This is a genomic window from Actinocorallia sp. API 0066, assembly GCF_020991275.1.
GTDB lineage: Bacteria > Actinomycetota > Actinomycetes > Streptosporangiales > Streptosporangiaceae > Actinocorallia.
Genome location: NZ_JAJLQY010000003.1, coordinates 435303 through 455880, shown reverse-complemented (window position 1 = coordinate 455880; position 20578 = coordinate 435303). Strand labels below are relative to the sequence as shown.

General features: G+C 72.1%; 23 protein-coding genes. 13 read left to right on the top strand and 10 right to left on the bottom strand.

The genetic code is table 11. The features are described from left to right. Positions 1 to 10: 10 nt before the first annotated feature. The 5 genes from LO762_RS09875 to LO762_RS09855 all read right to left on the bottom strand — a co-directional run bounded on the left by LO762_RS09875 (position 11) and on the right by LO762_RS09855 (position 5196). Positions 11 to 1504 carry an alkaline phosphatase family protein gene (locus LO762_RS09875; protein WP_230614193.1) on the bottom strand — a complete coding sequence of 498 codons (1494 nt, stop codon included), beginning with the start codon at positions 1502 to 1504 and terminating at the stop codon, positions 11 to 13. An 85-nt stretch (positions 1505 to 1589) separates the two neighbouring features. After that, positions 1590 to 2408: a phosphonate ABC transporter, permease protein PhnE gene (gene phnE, locus LO762_RS09870; protein ID WP_230614192.1), complete on the bottom strand. Its 819-nt coding sequence runs from the start codon at positions 2406 to 2408 to the stop codon at positions 1590 to 1592. A gap of 7 nt (positions 2409 to 2415) precedes the next feature. Next, positions 2416 to 3126, bottom strand: coding sequence for a phosphonate ABC transporter ATP-binding protein (locus tag LO762_RS09865; RefSeq protein WP_230614191.1), 711 nt, complete (start codon positions 3124 to 3126; stop codon positions 2416 to 2418). A gap of 4 nt (positions 3127 to 3130) precedes the next feature. Then, on the bottom strand, positions 3131 to 4036 hold the full coding sequence (locus LO762_RS09860) for a phosphate/phosphite/phosphonate ABC transporter substrate-binding protein (protein ID WP_230614190.1): 906 nt from the start codon (positions 4034 to 4036) through the stop codon (positions 3131 to 3133). A 35-nt stretch (positions 4037 to 4071) separates the two neighbouring features. Next, the gene (locus tag LO762_RS09855; protein WP_230614189.1) at positions 4072 to 5196 is read right to left on the bottom strand and encodes a TIGR03364 family FAD-dependent oxidoreductase; all 1125 of its coding nucleotides are present in this window, start codon (positions 5194 to 5196) and stop codon (positions 4072 to 4074) included. Between the two features lie 156 nt (positions 5197 to 5352). On the opposite strand from LO762_RS09855, the gene LO762_RS09850 reads away from it, so the two are divergent. Genes LO762_RS09850 through LO762_RS09840 form a run of 3 tightly spaced genes read left to right on the top strand, consistent with a single transcriptional unit; the run spans position 5353 to position 7624 of the window. Beyond that, complete coding sequence (locus LO762_RS09850) at positions 5353 to 6099, top strand: GntR family transcriptional regulator (protein WP_230614188.1); 747 nt, start codon at positions 5353 to 5355, stop codon at positions 6097 to 6099. A 20-nt stretch (positions 6100 to 6119) separates the two neighbouring features. After that, on the top strand, positions 6120 to 6782 hold the full coding sequence (locus LO762_RS09845; RefSeq protein ID WP_230614187.1) for a phosphonatase-like hydrolase: 663 nt from the start codon (positions 6120 to 6122) through the stop codon (positions 6780 to 6782). Positions 6783 to 6838: 56 nt separating this feature from the next. Beyond that, positions 6839 to 7624, top strand: a complete 786-nt coding sequence (locus LO762_RS09840) for a tyrosine-protein phosphatase (protein WP_230614186.1) — start codon at positions 6839 to 6841, stop codon at positions 7622 to 7624. On the opposite strand, the gene LO762_RS09835 is transcribed toward LO762_RS09840, so the two are convergent. Then, positions 7621 to 8028 (bottom strand): ankyrin repeat domain-containing protein, encoded by a 408-nt coding sequence (locus LO762_RS09835; RefSeq protein ID WP_230614185.1) that lies wholly within the window; start codon positions 8026 to 8028, stop codon positions 7621 to 7623. The two genes, LO762_RS09840 and LO762_RS09835, sit on opposite strands and share 4 nt — an antisense overlap. A gap of 128 nt (positions 8029 to 8156) precedes the next feature. On the opposite strand from LO762_RS09835, the gene LO762_RS09830 reads away from it, so the two are divergent. Continuing rightward, the gene (locus tag LO762_RS09830; RefSeq protein ID WP_230614184.1) at positions 8157 to 8357 is read left to right on the top strand and encodes a hypothetical protein; all 201 of its coding nucleotides are present in this window, start codon (positions 8157 to 8159) and stop codon (positions 8355 to 8357) included. A gap of 5 nt (positions 8358 to 8362) precedes the next feature. After that, positions 8363 to 10342: an RNA polymerase sigma factor gene (locus LO762_RS09825; protein ID WP_230614477.1), complete on the top strand. Its 1980-nt coding sequence runs from the start codon at positions 8363 to 8365 to the stop codon at positions 10340 to 10342. 51 nt (positions 10343 to 10393) lie between these two features. Here LO762_RS09825 and LO762_RS09820 read toward each other — a convergent pair whose 3' ends face one another. Further along, positions 10394 to 10759 (bottom strand): DUF1801 domain-containing protein, encoded by a 366-nt coding sequence (locus LO762_RS09820; protein WP_230614183.1) that lies wholly within the window; start codon positions 10757 to 10759, stop codon positions 10394 to 10396. A 131-nt stretch (positions 10760 to 10890) separates the two neighbouring features. On the opposite strand from LO762_RS09820, the gene LO762_RS09815 reads away from it, so the two are divergent. Beyond that, a complete protein-coding gene (locus LO762_RS09815) occupies positions 10891 to 11568 on the top strand; it encodes a DUF402 domain-containing protein (protein ID WP_230614182.1) in 678 nt (225 codons plus the stop codon). A gap of 40 nt (positions 11569 to 11608) precedes the next feature. On the opposite strand, the gene LO762_RS09810 is transcribed toward LO762_RS09815, so the two are convergent. The 3 genes from LO762_RS09810 to LO762_RS09800 form a co-directional block, all read right to left on the bottom strand. Continuing rightward, the gene (locus LO762_RS09810) at positions 11609 to 12814 is read right to left on the bottom strand and encodes a beta-ketoacyl synthase (protein ID WP_230614181.1); all 1206 of its coding nucleotides are present in this window, start codon (positions 12812 to 12814) and stop codon (positions 11609 to 11611) included. A 215-nt stretch (positions 12815 to 13029) separates the two neighbouring features. Continuing rightward, the gene (locus LO762_RS09805) at positions 13030 to 13992 is read right to left on the bottom strand and encodes a hypothetical protein (protein WP_230614180.1); all 963 of its coding nucleotides are present in this window, start codon (positions 13990 to 13992) and stop codon (positions 13030 to 13032) included. 132 nt (positions 13993 to 14124) lie between these two features. After that, positions 14125 to 14742, bottom strand: coding sequence for a GntR family transcriptional regulator (locus tag LO762_RS09800; RefSeq protein WP_230614179.1), 618 nt, complete (start codon positions 14740 to 14742; stop codon positions 14125 to 14127). A gap of 121 nt (positions 14743 to 14863) precedes the next feature. Between LO762_RS09800 and LO762_RS09795 the strand changes: the two genes are divergently transcribed. Genes LO762_RS09795 through LO762_RS09765 form a run of 7 tightly spaced genes read left to right on the top strand, consistent with a single transcriptional unit; the run spans position 14864 to position 20578 of the window. After that, entirely contained in the window at positions 14864 to 15901 is a 1038-nt protein-coding gene (locus LO762_RS09795) for an ABC transporter substrate-binding protein (RefSeq protein ID WP_230614178.1), read from the top strand. Further along, positions 15898 to 16800: an ABC transporter substrate-binding protein gene (locus LO762_RS09790; protein WP_230614177.1), complete on the top strand. Its 903-nt coding sequence runs from the start codon at positions 15898 to 15900 to the stop codon at positions 16798 to 16800. The genes LO762_RS09795 and LO762_RS09790 overlap by 4 nt, the downstream gene beginning before the upstream one ends. Next, on the top strand, positions 16797 to 17192 hold the full coding sequence (locus tag LO762_RS09785) for a pyridoxamine 5'-phosphate oxidase family protein (RefSeq protein ID WP_230614176.1): 396 nt from the start codon (positions 16797 to 16799) through the stop codon (positions 17190 to 17192). The genes LO762_RS09790 and LO762_RS09785 overlap by 4 nt, the downstream gene beginning before the upstream one ends. Next, positions 17189 to 17716, top strand: a complete 528-nt coding sequence (locus LO762_RS09780; protein ID WP_230614175.1) for an AAA family ATPase — start codon at positions 17189 to 17191, stop codon at positions 17714 to 17716. Before LO762_RS09785 ends, LO762_RS09780 begins: the two co-directional genes overlap by 4 nt. Next, a complete protein-coding gene (locus tag LO762_RS09775; protein ID WP_230614174.1) occupies positions 17713 to 18471 on the top strand; it encodes an ABC transporter permease in 759 nt (252 codons plus the stop codon). Before LO762_RS09780 ends, LO762_RS09775 begins: the two co-directional genes overlap by 4 nt. Then, complete coding sequence (locus tag LO762_RS09770; RefSeq protein WP_230614173.1) at positions 18468 to 19217, top strand: ABC transporter ATP-binding protein; 750 nt, start codon at positions 18468 to 18470, stop codon at positions 19215 to 19217. Before LO762_RS09775 ends, LO762_RS09770 begins: the two co-directional genes overlap by 4 nt. Beyond that, positions 19214 to 20578, top strand: a complete 1365-nt coding sequence (locus LO762_RS09765) for an LLM class flavin-dependent oxidoreductase (protein WP_230614172.1) — start codon at positions 19214 to 19216, stop codon at positions 20576 to 20578. The genes LO762_RS09770 and LO762_RS09765 overlap by 4 nt, the downstream gene beginning before the upstream one ends.

Here is a 20578-nt window from a genome sequence, read left to right as displayed (position 1 = left end):
GACCAGCGGGTCAGCCGAACTTCGGCGCGTCCACGACCCAGTACCAGTTGTTGTTCGCGTTGGACAGCCGGAACTTGATCCTGGCCCGCTGCGCGCCCGCCGGGACCGTCGCCGTCAGGTTCACCAGCCGCGACCTGGCGTCGGCGCTGTACTGGAGCAACTGCTGGTCGGCGCCGCCGTCGAAGGAGATGAGCACGGTCGCGCGCTGGCTGCCCTCCTGCAGGTAGTGCGAGATGAACGAGATCGGCAGCGTCGTCTTGCCCGCGACGTTCACCTCGGGCGAGATGAGGGTGGTGCTGTAGGTGCCGGAGAAGGACTTGTCGGCCCACTCGTCGGAGTCGGCGACCGCGAAGACGCCGCGCGCCCGCACGTTGTTCTCGCGGTTCTGCCCGGCCTCGGCGGACGTCCAGAACTCGTCGTTGGTGAGCGTCCAGCCGCGCCACTCGGCGACGCCGCCGCTGATCGGCCCGTTCTCGACGCTCCAGCCGCTCGGGAACGTCTTGGTCCAACCCAGCACGGACGCCGGGATGCCCGTCTCGTCCTGGCGGGGCGCGAGCAGCGGGGCCTGCGCCTCGAACGGGTCGGTGGACGGCGTGTTCAGCGGCTGCCCGTCGAGGTGCGCCGGGCGGGGCACGCCCAGGTGGTGCAGGGCCGTCGCGGCGATGTCGACGTTCTTGGGCTTGACCGGGGGCGTCCCGGTCGGCACGCCGGGCCCGGACGCGATGACGAACGAGCCGCGCTCCAGCTTGCTGTTGCCGCCGTGGCCGCCGGAGTCGGTGTGCCCGTGGTCGGAGGTGACGAGGAACAGCCACTCCTCCTGCGCGTAGGTCGGGCGGCTCTTCACCGCGTTGATGACGGCGCCGATCCGCGCGTCGGTGGACTGCATCGCCTGGGCGTAGGCGGTGCTGGCGCCTCCGTGGTTGTGTCCTGCGATGTCCACCTCGCCGAAGTACACGAACGACGCGTGCGGCCCGTTGTTCTTCAGGTAGGAGGCCGCGTCGTTCTGGATCTTGGTGTCCTCGCCCGGGTAGCCGTTGGCGTCGCCGTTGAGCACGTACTCGCGGTCGAGCCCGGGGCCGATGATGTGGTCGCCGATCGGCTTCCAGTCGACGCCCGCGTAGGTGCGGAACGCGCTGTTGTGCGACTCGATGATGTTGAGGAAGCTCGGGTTCGAGGACAGCGCGTTCAGGAGGAACGTGTTGTTCGTGACCTTGTGCTTGTCGGGCCAGGTCCCGGTCAGGTTGGTGGACCAGCCGGGTCCGGAGAGCGTCTGGGCGAGGGGGCTCGCGTACAGCCAGGTCGGCGAGGAGTAGCCGGACGCCACAAGGCCGTCCAACGTCGGCAGGTTCAGCGACTGGATCTTGTCCCAGCGGGCGCCGTCGATGCCGAACACAACGACGTGCCGGTTGCCGGGCGCGGCGGCCTGGGCGGGCGCGGTGACGGACACGAGGGCGCCCGCCGCCAGCACGGCGGAGGCGGCGAGAGCGGGTACGCGGATGCGCATGGACGTTCCTTCGGTGCGCGATGCGGATGGGGGGATCCGGAATGCGTTCTCCGGAGGCCGACCCGGCGTGGCCGCCGGGCCGGAGTCACGGGGCGATGCGGCGGCGGATCAGTGCGGAGAGTTGGTCCACCGCGATCACGAGGACCAGCACGACGAGGATGTGCGTGGCCATCTGGTCGAACCGGAACAGCTTGATGGACTGGTTGATGAGGAAGCCGATGCCGCCCGCGCCGACGAGCCCGAGCACCAGCGAGGCGCGGACGTTCACGTCGAACCGGTACAGCAGCAGCCCTACGAGCTGCGGCAGGACGGTCGGGAGCACCGCGTGCAGGGCGGTCTGCAGCCGGGAGGCCCCGAGGACGCGCATCGCCTCGCGCGGCCCCGGATCGCTCTCCTCCATCGCCTCGGCCCACAGCTTGCCCATGACGCCCGTGTTGTGCACGACGAGGGCGAGCACCCCGGCGAACGGCCCGAGGCCGACCGCCGTGACGAAGATGAGCGCGAACACCACGTCGGGCACCGAGCGCAGGAAGGACAGCAGCGACCGGGCGGCCTGATAGGACGTCGTCCCGTACGCCGTCACCCGGGCGGCCAGTACGGCGAGCACCAGAGCGAACGGGATGGAGAGGGTCGTCCCCAGCAGCCCGATGTACAGCGTGACGGCGGCGGCCTTCAGGCTGGGCTGGAGGACCGTCTCCCAGTCGAAGTCGGGAGGCAGGGCGTCGCCCAGGAACGAGGCCATGCCCCGCCAGCCCTGCGCGAGCGCCGTCAAGGAGAAGCCGGTGCCCTGCCAGGCCAGGACGTGCGCGGCGGCCAACACCGCCAGCGTCAGCCACACGGTCGCGGACGGGAGGCGGCGGCCCGGGGGAGCGGGCGCGGGCCCGGGTTCGCGGATGAGGGTCATCGGTTTCCTACTCGGCGGGCACGGCGGCCCGGTCGGGGGCGTACAGCCGGTCCACGTCGTGGTCGGTGACGGCCGAGGCGGGTGCGTCGAGGTCGAGGCGGCCGTCCAGGAGCCCGACGATCCGGCCCGCGTGGTGGCGGGCCAGGGACGGCTGGTGCAGGACGGCGACGACAGCGAGGCCGTCGAGGGCGAGTGCGGCCAGGAGGGCCACCACCTGTTCGGCGGCCTTCGGGTCGAGGGCGGAGACGGGCTCGTCGGCCAGGAGCAGGGTCGAGCGCTGGCACAGCGCCCGCGCGATCGCCACCCGCTGCTGCTGGCCGCCGGAGAGGCGGCTCGCGGGCTCGGCGGCGCGGTCGGCGAGGCCCACCCTGTCCAGGCAGGCCATCGCCTCCTCGCGCAGCGTCCGGGGGAACAGCAGGGGGCTCAGCGAGCGGCGCAGCGGCAGCCTGGCGAGCGCCCCGGCGCAGACGTTGTCGAGGGCGCTGCGCCGGCCGACCAGGTGGATCTTCTGGAAGACCATCGCCGCCCTGCCGTCCACCTCGATCTCGCCCGCCGTCGGCGTCTCCAGGCCGACGACGCAGCGCAGCGCCGTCGACTTGCCGGACCCGTTGGCGCCGAGCACCGCGGTGAACTCGCCGGGCGCGACGTCGAGGTCGAGCCCGTCCAGCACGGTGCGGCCGCCGAACTCCTTGCGCAGCCCCCGGACGCGGAGCGTCATCGGATCAGACGTCCTTCTCGGTCAGGCCGAGCTGCTCGGCGAGGTCGAACAGCGGCTGGTAGGTCTCCTTGGTGACGGCCTTGAGCGGGCCGGGCGGGTCGACGTCGAGGAACGCGCCGACCTGGGCGACGTCGGCGGGGTCGAGGCCGAGGAGGGCGTCGGCGACCTTCTTCTTGAAGGCGGGGTCGAGGTTGGACGCGATGGTGATCGGGTCGTTCGGGATCGGGTCGGACTTCCAGATCTGCCGGAACTTCGAGGCGTCGAAGTGGCCGGCGGCCGTGGCGGTGGCCTGCTGCTGGCTGTTGATCTGGGCGGCGTCCACCTTGCCGTTGGTGAGCGCGAGCAGCGCCTCGGGGTGCCCGCCCGCGTAGTTGATCTTCACGTCGGACTCGGCGATGCCCTCCTTGGCGAGCGCGTACCGGGGGAGCGCGTCACCTGAGGTCGATCCGGGGCTGCCGAGAGCCAGGGACTTGCCCTTGAGGTCGGCCAGGCTCTTGATGGGTGAGTCGTTAGGCACCCAGATGCCTCCGGTGTATGTGGTGAGCGCGCCGGTGCCGTCGGCGAACGACACGAGAGGCTCCGCGCCCGCCTTTGTGCTGGCGAAGACGTAGCCGAGCGGGCCGAACTGGGCGATCTCCAGCTGGCCGTTGCGCATCGCCAGGACCTCCGCCGAGTAGTCCTCGACGACCTGGAGTTCGACCGGGCAGTCGAGCTTCTCCTCCAGCGCCTTGGCGAGGACCTGGTAGGCGGGCTTGAGCTTGGCCGGGTCCTCGTACGGCTCGACGCCGAACCGCACCTTGCCGTTCGGGCAGGCGCCCGCGGCGGTGGCGGGCTCGTCGCCCGAGCCGCAGGCGGTGAGGGCGATCAGCGGCAGGGCCATGAGGGCCGTGAGCCGAAGCAGGGTCTTCATCGGGTGTTCTCCTGTAGGGGGATTCTTCGAGGGGGTTAGGGGATGAGGTCGTCGAGCACCTCGGGCGCGAGCCCGAGCGCGGTGGTCATGCCGATGCCGGAGGTCACCGAGACGATCCGGAGGCCGTCGGCGGGCGCGGCGACGAGGAACGGGTCGGGCGCGGAGGCGTACACCCCGCGCCAGCGCTCCCTGACGCGCAGGCGCGGGGCGCCGAGGAGGCGGGCGGTCTCGCCGAGCACGAGGTCGTCGAGCTCCTCGGCGCGGTAGGGCGCGACATCGCCCGCGTAGGCGTGGGTGTCGCCCACGGTGAGGTCGCCGTCGGGGAGCTGGGTGAACATGAGGTTCAGGCCCGCTTCCACGAGGCGGGGGCTGTCCTGGTCCATCCGCGCGCGCACGTCGGTGAGGGAGGGGCACGCGGCGAAGCCGTCGTAGCGCAGCAGCGATAGGCCGGTGAGGACAGCGGGGTCGATGACGCGGCCGTGGGGGTCGCTCACCCGGAGCATGTGCAGGGAGCAGCGCTGTACGGCGGCGTCCGCGGCGAGGTCAGGGAAGTGCCTGTCCACGTCGTGGCCCACGGCGACGACGACGTGCCGTGCCTTGATGACTCCCCTTGACGTCACGACCTCTCCGGGCTCCACCACGTGCGCGGAGGTGGACCAGTGGAAGCGGACGCCCAGGGAGGCGAGCGCGGCGGCGAAGGCGGGCGCGGCCTGGCGGGGGTTCACCCTGACGTCCAGGGGGAGGAAGGCGCCTCCGACGACGCCCTCTCCGAGCGTCACCTTGTCGCGCGTCCCCTTCTCGTCCAGTAGGACGACCTGCTCGGGGCCGCGTAGGTCGGCGAACTCGCGCAGCACCTGGAGTTCGTCGTCAGCGCGCGCCACCACGACGGTTCCGGTGGCTCGTGCCTGCACGCCGTGTTCGGCGAGCGAGAGCCAGGTCTCGCGGGCCCGCATCGCGTAGCGCAGCGCCGCGCCGTCCTGGGCGGTGGCGCAGCCGTGGCCGAAGTTGCGCACGGACGCCCCGAGCGGCCTGCTGTTCCGCTCGACGACGGCGACCGACAGACCACGGGCGGCGGCGGCGTGGGCGTGGGCGAGACCCACGATGCCCGCCCCCACGACGACGAGGTCGGCCTGATCAAGGAAGGTGCGCAAACTTGTCATGACAAGAAGACTTCAGGGTGATCGCGAGCCACGTCAACAGCAGCGATCAGAAGTCTCTTCATGTTTACTTCGTGTTCAAATAACAGCGGGTGAACGGGAGGAATGCGGTTCCGTAACCGCCTGCGTCGGCGCGTCATCACCTGTATAGTCAAGTACATGGAGCTTCCCATGCACGAGCGCATCGCGGTCGAGCTGCGCCGTCAGATCGCCACCGGCGAACTCGCGGTGGCCGAGCCCGTGCCGTCCGAGGCGCAACTGTGCGCGCGGTGGGGCGCCTCGCGCGGCCCGGTCCGCCAGGCGCTCGCCGCGCTGCGCGCCGAGGGGATGATCGGCGGCGGCCGCGGCAAACCGCCCGTGGTGCTGCGCCAGTCGCTCAGCCAGCCCTTCGCGACCTTCGTGTCGTTCTCCAGCTGGGTCCGCGGCCTCGGCCGCGTCCCCGGCCAGCGCACCCAGGAGATCGCGCTGCGCCGCGCGAGCGCCGACGTCGCCGACGCGCTCGACCTGGAGGAGGGCACCCCCGTCGTCCAACTGCTGCGGCTGCGCCTCATCGACGACGAGCCCACGATGCTGGAACGCACGACGTTCATCGAGCCCGTCGGACGGCTGCTGTTCGACTTCGACTGCGACTCCGGATCGCTGTACGCCCACCTCGCCGAGCAGGACGTCGACATGTCCCTGGCCCGGCACCGCATCGACGCCGTCGCGGCCGACCCCACCGACAGTTCCCTGTTGGGCGTCCCGGAGGGCTTCCCCCTGCTCCGCGAAAGCAGGATCGCGCGCAGCGCCGACGGCAGCCCCGTCGAGTACTCCGACGACCGCTACCGGCCCGACAGGGTCGGCTTCACCATCGAGAACTCCCAGCAGGCGCAGCCCGCGCTGCTGCGGAGCTGGCAGGCGTCATGACGCCGGAACGGAGACCCCCGATGATCGAGCTCGTCGCCCTGGACATGGCGGGCACCACCGTCCAGGAGAACGGCGCCGTCTACGTGGCGCTGCGCGCGGCGGTCGAGGCGGCGGGCGGCGCCCCCGACGCCGCGGCGATCGACCGCTGGATGGGCGCCGACAAGCGCGAGGCGATCGCCGCGCTGCTCGGCGGCGCGGACCCGGCGACCGTCGAGACGGTCTTCGCCGACTTCCACACCCGCCTCACCGCCGCGTACAAGGCGACGCCGCCCGAGCCGCTGCCGGGCGTGGAGAAGGCGCTGGCCGCGCTACGTGCCTCGGGGGTGAAGGTCGCGCTTACGACCGGCTTCGACAGCTCGATCACCACGCTCATCCTTGACGTGCTGGGCTGGGACTCCTCCGTCGTGGACGCCGTGGTCTGCGCCGACGACGTGCCCGCGGGCCGTCCGGCGCCCTACATGATCTTCCGGGCGATGGAGCTGACCGGGGTGCGCTCGGTCGGGTCGGTGCTCGTCGCCGGGGACACCGAGCGCGACCTGCGGGCGGGCGCCAACGCGGGAGCGGCGTTTGTGGTGGGCGTGCTCACCGGCGGCATGACCGCCGAACAGCTCGGCGTCGAACGGCACACCCACCTCCTGCCGGGCGTCGCGGACCTCCCGGCCCTCCTCGACCTCCCCGGGTAGGTTGTCCCGCTTCGGGTGGTTTACCCTTCCTGCGATGATCGGTGAGAGGAGCGGGCATGGGGGAGACCGGCGGGCTGAGCCTGGGGCTGGAGGCCGCGCCCAACGCGCGTGACCTGGGCGGCTACCGGACCGCCGACGGCAGGGCGGTACGGCCCGGCACCGTGCTGCGCGCCGAGGCCCTGCACCGGCTCACCGACGCCGACCTCGCCCGCCTCGCCCGGCTCGGCGTCCGCGACGTGGTGGACTTCCGGGGCGCCCCCGAGATCGCGATGAGCGGCGCGGACCTCCTGCCCGACGGCGTCACCGGGCACCACCTGCCCGTCGTCTCCGCCGACCACGACGTCTACACGCTCATCACACCGCTCGTCACCGACCCCGACCCGGCCGCCCAGCACCGGGTGCTCGGCGACGGCCGCGCCGAGGCGATCATGACGGACCTGTACCGCTGGTTCGTCAGCGACGCCGAGGCCCGCGCCCCCTTCGCGCACACCCTCCGCCTCATCGAGCGCGGCACCGGCCCCATCCTCTTCCACTGCACCGCGGGCAAGGACCGCACCGGCTGGATGGCCGCCCTGCTGCTGAGCGCCCTGGACGTCCCCCGCGAGTCCATCGTGGCCGACTACCTGCTCACCAACGAACGCCAGGCCAACCTCGTCGACCTGTTCCGCACCCCGGAAAGCCCGATCGACGCCACCCTCCTCGAACCCCTCCTGGACGTCCGGCCCGCCTACCTGGAAGCCGCCTTCGCCCAGGCCGAAGCGGAACACGGCACCGTCCAGGACTTCCTCACCGGCCCCCTGGGCGCCGACCTGGACGTCCTCCGCCACCACCTCCTGCACTAACCCAGGCCGTCGGCGGGGCGGCCCGGAGCGGCGAACCAGGTGAGGAACTCGGTGTTGCCGAACAGGGCGGCGGTGTCCCGGGCGGTGGGGCTGCCCGCGTCGGGGGAGGCGCCCGCGGCCAGCAGGACCCGGACGACGTCGGGCTCCTTCTTGAAGACGGCGCCCGCCAGGGGGCTCTGCCCCCGGTCGTTCAGGCGCTCCGGATCGGCGCCCGACGCCACGAGCATCGCGACGGTCTCGGCGTGGCCGTGATAGGCCGCGAGCATCAGCAGGGTGTCGCCCGTGCCGTTCGTCAGGTTCGCCGGGACCCCGGCCTCCACGTAGGCCCGCAGCCGCTCCGTCTCACCCGCCCTGGCCAGGTCGAACAGCCGCGTCGCGAACTCCTCAAGCTCCACATCGCTCACCCTCCGATTATCTCCGGACACACGACGGCGTCCCCCTTCCCAGGATGGATTCTCAGATTCCTCCCGGAATCCCGGCGAATCCAGCACCCCTCCGCGCAGTAGAGGGCAACCTAGAGGAAGGAGTTCCGATGGCCGTCTGGAAGCGGTTCGTCGGCCAGTGGCTGGCCAGCGTCGCCGTCGCCGTCCCCTTCACGTGGGTGCCGGGAGAGCGGTACTGGGTGCTCGGCGTGGTCACCGCGGGACTGCTGCTGCACGCCCGCTGGGCCGAGGCCCCCACCGGCACCGACGTCGAGACCGGGTGTGACTGCGGCAACGGGAGGTCCGCGTGAGCGTCATGGACGGCGGCGGCGTGACGGACGCCGCCCTGCTCGACCGGTTCCGCGCCGGGGACGCCGCCGACCGGGAGCGGGCGTTCGCGCTGCTGCTCGACCGGCACGGCCGCGACCTGATGGCGTACTGCCTGCGCCGGGTCTTCGGCGACCGGGACCGCGCCTGGGACGTCTACCAGGAGACCCTGGTCGTGGCCTGGAAGAAGTTCCAGGATCCCCTGGACGAACCGGACAAGATCGGCGGCTGGCTGAAGCGTGTCGCCCGTAACGTCGCCTTCGCCGAGCACCGCCGCCACCTCACCGACGAGGCCAAGGCCCGCGCCGTCGCCCTGGCCCTGCGCGACGAGCCGGGCGGCCTCGTGCCCGAGGCCGCCGATCCCGGGGACGACGGGCAGGAGGGCCTCGAACCGGAGGAGGTCGAGAGCCCGCGCCTGCGGCTGATCAGGATCGTCCAGCGGGCCGGGGAGCGGCTCGGCGACGACCAGCGCGCCCTCTTCGAGCAGTGCTTCGTGCACGGCAGGGGCACCGACGAGATCGCCGTGGAACTCGGCATCCCCCGAGACCGCGCCTCCGACCGCGTGTTCAAGCTGAAGCTCGCGGTCCGGAAGGTCGTCCGGGCGCACGTCCTCGCCTTCGAGGGCGGCTGCCTGGCTCTGAACGCGCGGCTGCGCGAGGCGGGCTATGAGAAAGGACAGCCGCTCACCAGGAAGCAGGAGAACCTCGTCAACGACCACGCGGCCGTCTGCGCGTCCTGCGCGGACGTGCAGAAAGCCCGCATGGTCCGTTACACCCCCGCCGTGCTGGGCATCCCCGCCGGCGGCATGCCGCCCACCGACGCCCCCGCCGACCTCCACCTGGTCTCCGACACCTCCGAGCACCTCACCCCGACCCCCTCCGACCCCGGCGCGGACAGCTCCGCCGAGCCGGGTGGGTCCGGCGAGCCGTCTGGGCCCGGTGGATCTGGCGGGCCCGGTGGGGAGGCGTCCGGCAAGTCCGGTGAGTCCGGCCGGGGCGGGTCGGATGAGTCGGCTCAGGACGAATCTGGCGCATCGGGTGGGTCCGGTGGTTTCGGAAGGGATGCGCCGGGTCGTGGTTCGTCGGGTGGCGGGGGCCGTCCGGTTCGGGCGGGGGCCCGGACTCGGACCGCGCTACGGAAGGCGGCGTGGGCGGGCGGGGCCGGGCGGCGGTCCGCGAGGCGTCGGCCGGTGGGCGGGGTCAGGCGCGGGGCGCGAAGGGCCGTCGGTGGCGCGGCGGTGCTGGCGCTGCTGATGCTGCTCGGCCGCTGCGCGGACCTCGGCCCGCGCCCGCTCGACCTCGCCGGGCCGGGCGAGCGGGCCCCGCACGGCTCCGGCGGCACCGCCCTTGAGCCCCCGGACGGCTCCCGGCCCGCCCAGGGCGGCGGCAACGGGGACGGGAAGGACTCCCCCGGCAAGGGAGACGACCCGAAGGACGGCCCCGGAACGTCCGGCCAGAAGCCGGGCGACGGCCCGCGCGACGACTCCGACGGCGGTTCGGGCGGCGGTCCCGGTCAGGACGGCGACGGGCCCGGCCCACAGAGCCCGCAGAACGAGGGCCAGGACGGCCAGGACCCGGGCGAGGGCCAGGGCCCCGACGTTCCCGAGGAGCCGCAGGTGGTCCTTCCGCCGCCGTCCGAGCCCGAGGCGGTGGACGCCGAGGTCGTCGCGCCGGTCGTGCACACCCTGCTGCTGTCGGTCTCCGGAGACGGCGCGCTCAAGGTGAAGGTGAACGGCGGCACCGTGGGCGCCTGCGCCTCGGCGGGCTGTGCCTTCCCCGTCCCGGACGGCGCGACGGTCTCGCTCAGTCTGCCGACCGGCGACGACGTCTACTTCGTGTGGAACCCGGCCGTCCTGGACCGGGTGTGGCCCGCCGGGCCCTGCGCGGGGCAGAGCGGCGACGCCCACTGCACGTTCACCGCGACGGGCGACGTCACCATGTCCGTCCAGGTCCTCCGCGAACCCGGCTGACCGCCCGTCCGATCCGCCCGGCATATCCGGTATGTCGGGCGGGTCGGCTCTTCAACAGGGTGTGCCACGGGTCGCCGCGGTGGCGGCCAGGAGATCGCGGAGCAGGTCGTAGTCGATCTTGTGGGGATTGCGGAAGCGCAGACACGCCTTGCCCATGTCGTGCGCGGCGAGGCGGTCGGTGAAGGCGTCGCGGACGTCGGTGCGCAGCAGGTAGAAGGAGATGTACTGCTTCTGGCTGGCGAACGCGATCTCCGCGCCCTCCTCCCGCGCGTAGGCGGGCATGCCGTAGGACATCTCCTCGCGGAATCCCGGCAGTTCCGCCAGGCACAGCTCGCGGATGCGCGTCACGGCGGCGCGCCGCGCCTCGGGCAGTTCGGCGAGGTATCCGTCCACGTCGGGGGCGTTGCTCTGGACCATGCCGCCGAGACTAGGCGACGCCACCGACAGTTCGCGCACCGTCACACCGGGCGGGCGGACGAACCGGGGTGAGCCGGGCGTCCGGGGGTCGCCGGGAATGGACGGGCCAGGGGATCTGGTTCAATCCGTTCATGACGATGCAGCAGGACCCGGCGACCGTGCGGTTCGAGCCGGGGCAGGTGATCTTGCATCGGCACTTCACGGGGGACCGGCTTGTCTATGTGCGGGCCGTCCGGGTCGTGGCGCACGACGACCTGGGCCTGCGCATGTGGATCCCACGGAACACGCCGATGTCGGCGACGATGACGGTGGACGGGCGCGGCCTGCGGGACATGCCCTTCGCCGAGTGGGTGCGGGTCGAGCGCGAGCTGACGGCGATGCGCTGGACCGGGCCCGACATCTTCATGTACACCCCGCCCGATTCCGGGCATTCCGTGATGTTCTTCTGGTATCCGAAGGACAGGTTCTTCGGGTGGTACGTCAACCTGGAGGAGCCGGGCGTCCTCTGGCGGGACGAGACGGCGGCCGGCGTCGACATCACCGACCAGGACCTGGACATGTGGGTCAACCGGGACCGCACCTGGTCGTGGAAGGACGAGCACGAGCTCGCCGAGCGGCTGAACTTCCCCGAGCACTACTGGGTCGCCGACGAGGCGGCCGTCCGGGCCGAGGGCCTGAAGGTCGCGAAGCTGATCGAGGCGGGCGCGTTCCCCTTCGACGGCACGTGGTGCGACTTCCGCCCCGACCCGTCCTGGCGGCTGTCCGAGGCGCTGCCGGAGGGCTGGGACAGGCCGAGGGCCCGCCGCTGACACGACGGGCCCTCCGGGGCGCTGCTGGAACCTGGAACCCTCAGGGCGTGAAGACGAGCGACACGTTGTGCCCGCCGAAGCCGAAGCTGTTCGCGACGGCGGCGCGCACCCGCGTCTCACGGGCGGCCCCCGTGGCGATCTCCACCTTGATCTCCGGGTCGATCTCGGTCAGGTTGAGCACGCCGGGCACGATCCCGTCGCGGACCGAGAGCAGGGCGCTCATCGCGCCGAGGGCGCCGCTCGCCCCGATCAGGTGGCCCGTCATCGACTTGGTCGCGGTGACGAGCGGGTGGGTGCCCAGCGCCGTCGCGATCGCCTCCGCCTCCGCCACGTCGCCCTGCGGCGTCGACGTGGCGTGCGCGTGCACGTGGTCCACGTCCAGCGGGGAGAGGCCCGCGTCGGCCAGCGCGAAGCCGATGGCGCGGGTCTGGCCCTCGGGGTCGGACGCGGTGATGTGCGCGGCGCTGGAGGTGATCCCCGACCCCGCGACGCGGCCGTGGACACGGGCCCCGCGCGCCCTGGCGAACTCCTCGCTCTCCAGCACGAGGACGGCGGCGCCCTCACCCATGACGAACCCGTCACGGGTGACGTCGAAGGGCCGGGAGGCCGTCGCGGGGCTGTCGTTGCGGGTGGACAGCGCCCGCATCTGGGCGAAGGCGGCCATCGTCAGGTGGTGGACGCACGCCTCGGCCCCGCCGGTCACCACGACGTCGGCCCTGCCGAGCCGGATGAGGTCGGCGGCGAAGGCGATGGCCTCCGCTCCGGCCGCGCACGCGCTCACCGGGGTGCGGGCGCCCGCCTTGGCGCCCAACTCCATGCTCACGTAAGCGGACGGCCCATTAGGCATGAGCATCGGGATGGTGTTGGGGGAGACCCGCTTGGCCTTGCCGTCGAGGATCAGCTCGTACTGGTCGAGCATGGTGGTCGCGCCGCCGATGCCGGTGCCGATCACCACGGCCAGCCGCAGCGGGTCGACCTCGGGCGCCCCCGCGTCCTGCCACGCCTCGCGGGAGGCGACGAGCGCCATCTGCTCGACCCGGTCCAGGCGGCGTGCCTCGTGCCTGGGGATGCTCTCGGTGGGCTCGACCAGCAGCCGCCCCGCGATCCGGGAGGGCAGCTCAGCCGCCCACTCGTCCTCGATCAGGGTCACGCCCGACCGTCCCGCGAGCAGACCCGCCCACGTGGAGGGCAGGTCACCGCCCAGCGGTGTGGTCGCGCCGAGGCCGGTGACGACGGCTTCACGCATGCTGCCTCCCGTATAGATCACACAAACGCCGCGCATCCATGAGTGAACGGCGTTTCACTGTGAAACCGAGTCTGCCAGGGGATTCCACGTCTGCCTCTACAGATCATGAACGAAGCTGACCCTTGGGCCTTTGTAGGGTCGCGACAAGGATTCCGTCAATCGGCCTTGGTTTTGGATTTTTGGCCCGGTCCGGAGCGGTCGTAAGCCGACCTGTGTCAGCCGACCTTGGGGAGGACGAGCCGTCCGAACGTCTCGCCCGGCTCGTCGGAGACGGTGAGGCGGCGCGGGACGACGGACCGGTAGGTCAGGCGTGCGCCGTCGTCGGAGGCGACGGGGATGTACGCGTGCTGGTACCGGCGGGCGGGGCCCGTCACGTCGAACCCGTACCTGGGGCGCCCGTCAGGGGTCCAGGCGCTCGGGATGGGGATGTGGTACTCGCGGCCCCCGGAGCGGACCAGGAGGTCGGCGAGGAAGGTGCAGTGCCTCCGGAGGGAGTGGAAGACGATCCGGTACTCCTGGACCTGACCCTGGGGCAGCGTGACGGTGTCCTCGAGCGGTCCGCCTAGTTCGCCGTCCGGCTCGGCGTAGCGCACGTCCGTGGAGGCGGTGTGCGGCGTGAGGGCGTCGAGGTCGAAGCCCAGCCTCATGGCGGGCCGTCCGGGGCCGTCGGCCGACCGGGGCGCGGCGAACACGGTACCCGCGAGGGAGGGTTCGCAGGAGAGGCCCTTCACTCGGGCGCCGTGAACGGTGACGGACTCGTGCAGCGCCTGGACGGCGAAGCTGCTTCCGGTGATCTCCCCGTCCCGGGCCATGTATCTCCAGTAGAGGCCGTCGCGGTCGACGAAGGGCACTCCGGCGAAGTCGTCGTGCGCGTCGGCGCTGGCGCTCCAGCGCGGCCCGGCCCAGGAGGCGCCGCCCTGGGAGATCTGTGCCGGCGGCCCGGTAGCGGGTGTCGGAGGGGGCGGCGGCGCGGTGGGTTCGGGGGAGGGCGGCGTGTTACGGCCGACGTCCTGGAACACGAGGAACGCCACCGCAGCGGCGCCGACGACCAGCACGAGGCCACGGCCCGTCCGCGAGCGGGGTTCGAACCATGACGTCCACCCGGCCCGCCTGTCCCCGCCGGACGACAGCAGCTCGGGCGCCCTTCGGTCGGGCTCCCACCGCTCGTGCTCCGCCACCGGCACCGCCTCCGACTCCGCCGTGGCCGCGCTGATCCGGCGCGCGACTCCGGCGCCCGGATTCTAGATCCCGTCCCCTGCCGCGTCCACGCCCGCCCGACGACATGTCCGGGCAGTCAGGCGCGGCGAGGGTCAGAGGGCGTCGGAGGGGAGGTCGCGGGCGAAGGTGTTGAGGCGGAGGTCGCGGGAGCGGCCGAGGTGGCTGTCGCTGGCGGCGCGCGCGGCGGCCGGGTCGCGGTCGGCGATCGCGGTCAGCAGCGCGGTGTGCTCCTCACGGGTCAGGGCGAGGTCCTCCGGTGTCTCGTGAGGCGTGCGGTCGTAGATGCGCAGTTGGGCGGTGAGCCGGGTGAGCAGCGCCTCGATCGTCGCGTTGTGCGCCGCCTGCCAGAGCGCGCGGTGCCAGCGCGAGTTCGCCTCGCGGGCCGTCGCCGGGTCGGCGGCCTCGTCGTGCAGGTGGCGCAGCCGGACGAGGTCGAGGTCGGTGCGCCGCTCGGCCGCTGAGGCGGCCGCCTGGCCCTCCAGCGCGATCCGGGCCTCGTAGATCTCCAGGACGTCGCTCGGCGTCCCCGAGGCGATCTCGTAGCCGCGCGGGGCGCGTTTGAGCAGCCCGTCCTGCGCCAGCCGGGCCAGCGCCTCGCGGACGGGCGTGCGGGACACCCCGTACCGCGCCGCCAGGACCGTCTCCATCAGGGGGGTGCCCGCCGGGAAGCCCCCCGCGAGGACGTCCGCACGCAGCCGCTCGTAGATCACGAGCTGGATCCTAGCGTATACACGCGTACACGCGCGAACTTCACTTTTCCTACCTGATGCCTATAGTATTCGCGGCACGCGTCATGGAATGTCGCGTATGCCCAGCTTGGAGGGGATGAGGATGAGACACAGCGCGCGGCTCACCGCACTGGCGGCCACGGTCCTACTGGCGGTGAGCGCCTGCGGCGGCGACGGGGACGAGAAGGCCGCGCCCGGCGGCACGAGCGAGGTGACCGTCGCGCTGAGCTGGTCGCCGAACACCGACTACACCGGCCTGTACGTCGCCGACAAGCTCGGCTACCTACGCGACGCCGGGATCAGCCTCAAGATCATCCCGTTCGCGTCCACCGCGCCGGAGACCCTCGTCGAGCAGGGCACCGCCGACTTCGGCTTCTCCTACCAGGCCGGCGTCGCCTACGCCCGCGCCGCTGGCCACGACGTCGTAGCCGCCTTCGCGCCCAACCAGAAGGGCACCTACGCGATCGCCGTCCGCGCCGACCGGGACGACATCGCCTCGCCCAAGGACCTCGACGGCAAGACCTACGCGGGCTTCGGCACCCCCGACGAGGTGCCCGAACTCAGGCACATCATCAAGCACGACGGAGGGAAGGGCGAGTTCAAGAACGTCAGCCTCAGCACCGCCGCCTACGACGCCGTCTACAACGGCAGAGCCGACTTCACCATCTCCGTCAAGACATGGGAGGTCGTGCAGGCCGAACTCGTCGGCAAGCCGGTGAAGACGTTCGAGCTCACCGACTACGGCTTCCCCGACCAGTACTCCAACCTCCTGGCCACCAGCCGCAAGTACCTGGACGCCAACGGAGACGAGGCACGCGCCTTCCTCACCGCCGTCCAGAAGGGCTACGCCTACGCGGCCGACAAGCCGAAGGAGGCGGCCGACATCCTCGTGGAGGCCGAGAAGGCGGCCTTCCCCGACCCGCAGCTCGTCATCAAGAGCCAGCAGGCGCTCACCGACGGGAACTACCTGCGTGACGCCAAGGGCAACATCGGCTACCAGAGCCCCGCTTTCTGGGACGCTTACGGCAACTTCCTCTACGACAACGGCCTCCTCGTCGACGCCGACGGCAAGAAGCTCACCGCCAAGCCCGACTGGTCCACCTACTACACAAACGAGTTCCTCCCCAAGGCGGTCCAGTGACCACGCACGTCAGGGTCCTCCTCGAATACCTGCACCCCTGGACGAACTCAGGCGGCCTGTTCGTGGCGGCCGCGCAGGGCTGGTTCCGCGACGCGGGCCTGGACGTCGAGCTGTCCTCCGCTGACCCGTCACGCGGCGACTCCCTCGCCTACCTGGCGCGCGGCGAAGCCTCCTTCGCCGTCTTCCCCGCCAACCGCCTGTTCGTCCGCCGCGCCCGGGGGGAGCGCCTCACGGGCGTCGCGGCGGTCAACCACCGCGCGATGGAGACGCTCCGCACCTACGCGGGCTCCGGGATCGAGCGCCCCCGCGACCTGGAAGGACGCCGCGTCGCCTACAACCCGACCCCGCGCGGCACCGCCATGGTCCGGCACCTCGTCGCCGCCGACGGGGGCGACCCCGACGCCGTCGTCACCGTGGACAGCGGCCTGCGCGAACTCGGCGTCGCCGACCTCGAGTCGGGCGCGGCCGACGCCACCTTCGGCAACTACTGGGCGTGGGACGTGCTGTTCGGCGAGCCCGGCGTCTACTGGCCCGTCGACACCATCGGCGCGCCCAGCTTCCACAGCTACCTGCTCGGCGCGGCCGACACCACGCTGGAGCGCGACCCCGAACTGGTGCGCGCGTTCCTCGCGGCGGCGGGCCGCGGCTACCTCGCCGCCGTGGAAAGCCCTGAGCTGGCCCTGGACGCCTTCGAGCGCTACATCCCGTACTTCCCCCGGCCGCTGCTGGAACGGTCCCTGACGCTGATCTCCGGGACGTGGACGCACGAGGGCCGCTGGGGCGTCCAGCGGCCCGACCTGCACGCGCCCTACGCCGCGTGGCTCGCCGCCAGCGGCGTGCTGCCCGACGGCGGCGTGTGGCGGGAGGCCACCACCAACGCCTACCTGGAGGCCGCATGACGGCGGTGCTGCCCGAGGCCGCCCGCCGCCTCCTGGACGCCCCCGAGTTCGCCGTCCTGGCGACGGGGGAGCGGCACCAGTGCGTCATGTGGGCGGGCCGCGAAGGCGACGAGCTGTTCATGGTCACCAAGGACTTCCGCCGCCAGGCCAGGGACATCGCCTCCGACCCGCGCGTCAGCGTCCTGCTGTACCAGCGGGACAGGCCGCAGCACTACGCCCGTATCGAAGGCAGCGCGAGGATCGAGACGGAAGGAGCAGCCGCTCTCATGGATCGTCTGGCGCTCGCGTACACGGGCGCGCCACACGTCGTCACCGATCCAGCGCAGGAGGCGTCGCGCGTGGTCATCCGGGTGACGCCGGACAGGGTCGCCGTCTACGGGAGCCCCCGATGACCGACCTCGCCGCCCGCCTGCGCGCCGCCCCGCCGAGCGCCGGACGCACCCGCGTCCTCGCCGTCGACGGACGCTCGGGCGCCGGCAAGTCCACCCTCGCCGCCCGCGTAGCCCGCGAGTTGGCCGCCCCGGTCGTGAGCCTGGAGGACCTCTACGGCGGCTGGGACGGCCTGGAGGACGGCGTGGACAGGCTCGTCTCCGACGTCCTCGTCCCGCTCGCGGAAGGCCGCCGCGCCCACGTCCCGCGCTACGACTGGATCCGTGAGGCATGGGACGAACCCGTGCCCCTCGATCCACCGGAGCACCTCGTCATCGAGGGCGTCGGAGCGGGCGCCCTACGGGCCGCGCAGTACGTCGGCGTGCTCGTCTGGCTGGAAGTCCCCGAGGCGGAGCGCAAGGAACGCGCGCTGGAACGCGACGGAGCGACCTACACGCCCCACTGGGAGCGGTGGGCCGCGCAGGAACGCGCCCACCTCGCCCGCGAACGCACCCGCGAACGCGCCGACGTGGTGGTGGAACCGTGAGGCCCGGCCGTTGGCTACCGTCCCTCGCCCTCGTCGCCCTCCTCGTCGCCGCCTGGCAGCTCTACGCGGCGTCCGGCGCGCTCGGCGACGACGTGCTGCCCGGACCGTCGCGCGTGCTCAGCCAGGGCTGGGAGCACCGCGCGACGCTGCTGGACAACGCGCTGCCGACGCTGAGGGCCACGCTCGCGGGTTTTGCGCTGTCGCTGACCGTCGGGTTCGCGCTGTCGGTCCTCATCGACCTCTCCGGCGTGCTGAGGCGCGCGCTGATGCCCGTCCTGATCGTCAGCCAGACGCTGCCGCTCATCGCGATCGCGCCGCTCGTCGTGCTCTGGTTCGGCTTCGACCTGCTGCCCAAGGTGCTGCTCGTCGCCTTCGTCACGTTCTTCCCGATCACCGTCGCGCTCGTCGAGGGCTACGGCGCGACCGACCGCGACAGCCAGGCGCTGCTGCGCAGCATGGGCGCGGGCCGGTGGCGGATCTTCCGGACCCTGCGCGTCCCGACCGCCCTGCCGTACTTCTTCGCCGGGCTGCGCATCGCCATCACCTACGCCGTCGTCGGCGCGATCTTCGCCGAGTACGCGGGCGCCACCGAAGGGCTCGGCATCTACATGCAGAACGCCAAGAACTCCTTCCGCACGGACCTCGTCCTCGCCGCCGTCGGCGTCAGCGCGGCCCTCACCCTCGCGTTGTTCGCGCTGACCTACGCCGTCGAAAGGCTCGCCACACCCTGGGCGCGCAAGGGGGAGCGGACATGAGCAAGCTGGAGATCAGGAACCTCAACCGCTCCTTCGACGGCGTGCCCGTGCTGAAGGACCTGACGCTGGACGTCGCCGAAGGCGAGTTCGTGTCCATCCTCGGGCCCAGCGGCAGCGGCAAGTCCACCACCTTCTCCGTGCTGACGGGGGCGCTGCCTCCCACGTCGGGGGAGGTGCGCGTGGACGGCGTCCCCCTCGCCGAGCGCCCCGGCCGGTTCGCCTACATGCCGCAGAAGGACGCCCTGCTGCCGTGGCGACGCGTCCTGGACAACCTGACGCTCGGCCTCGAAGTCGCCGGAGTACGTCGTAAGGAGGCACGTCGCAAGGTCGAACCCCTCCTCGACGTCTTCGGGCTCACCGGCTACGAACGCTCCTACCCGGCGCAGCTCTCCGGCGGGATGAGACAGCGGGCCGCCCTCCTGCGCACCGTCGTGCAGGACCGCGAGGTCCTCCTCCTGGACGAGCCGTTCGGCGCCCTCGACGCGCTCACCAGGGCCCGCATGCAGCAGTGGATCGAACGGGTGTGGGAGGAGTACCGCTGGACGGTCCTGCTCATCACCCACGACGTGCGCGAGGCGGTCTTCCTCTCGGACCGCGTGTACGTGTTCTCGCCACGCCCCGCGACCGTCGTCAAGTGCGTCGAGGTCGGCCTGCCCCGGCCCCGCACCCTCGCCTCCTACACCGACCCGGCTTTCACCCGGATCGAGGCGGAACTCCTGGAAACCCTGCTGGAAGAGGAGAGATGAGCAAGCGCATCCGCCTGCACGGGCTACGGCAGTCCACCGTCGGGCATACCGCCGTCGGCCTGTGGCGCCACCCCGACAGCCGCGCCCACGAGTACCGGGAGCTCGCCCACTGGACGGAGGTCGCGCGCATCCTGGAGCGCGGCACCTTCGACGCCCTGTTCATCGCCGACGCGCTCGGCCCCCTGGACACCTACCGGGGCAGCGTGGACGCGGCCCTGCGCGACGGCGTCCAGACCCCCACGGACGACCCCCTGCTCACGCTCAGCGCCATGGCAGCGGCCACCGAGCACCTCGGGTTCGCCGTCACCGTCTCCACCACCTACGAGCAGCCCTACAGCTTCGCCCGCAAGATGGCCACCCTGGACCACCTCACCCACGGCCGCGTCGGATGGAACATCGTCACGTCCGCCCTGGACAGCGCCGCCCGCAACCTCGGATACGACAACCAGCTTCCGCACGACGAACGGTACGCCGTGGCCGAGGAGTTCATGGAGGTCGTCTACAAGCTCTGGGAGGGGAGCTGGCGTGACGACGCCGTCGTACGGTCCGTCGAGGAGGGCGTCTTTGTGGACCCGTCACGGGTGCGTCCCGTGCGGCACGAAGGCAAGTACTACAAGGTGCGGGACATAGCCCTCTCGGAGCCTTCCGCGCAGCGCACGCCCGTCCTCTACCAGGCGGGCACGTCGCCCGCAGGGATCGCCTTCGCCTCCCGTCACGCGGAGGGCGTCTTCCTGTCCACGTACGAGACGGCGGGGGCACGCGGCCTCGTCACGAAGGTGAAGGAGGCGGCGCGCGCGGCGGGCCGTGATCCGGACTCCCTGAAGTTCCTGCCCATCACCACGGTCGTCGTCGCCGAGACAGACGCGGAGGCACGCGCCAAGTACGCCTCCTATGCCTCCTACGCGTCCTGGGAGGGCGCCCTGGCCCGGTGGAGCGCCCTCATGCAGATCGACCTGTCGGTCCTCGATCCGGACGCGCCGCTGGAGTACGTCGACACCGACGGCATCCGCGGCATGGTCGAACTGTTCACCACCCTGGACCCCACCCGGAAGTGGACCCCTCGGGCCATAGGGGAGTTCGTCGGGGTGGGCGGGGGAGGGCCCGTCCTCGTAGGATCGCCCGCGACCGTCGCCGACGAGTTGGAGCGCTGGATGGACGAGGCGGACGTCGACGGCTTCAACGTCGCCGACCCGGTGGCGCCCGCCGGGCACCGCGACTTTGTGGACCTCGTCGTCCCCGAACTGCGGCGGCGCGGACGCGTCTGGTCCGCCTACGAGGGCGCCACCCTGCGCGAGCGTTTCACCGGTTCGCCACGGGTGCGCCCGGATCACCCCGCCTACGGCCACCGGTGGGTGCCGTGA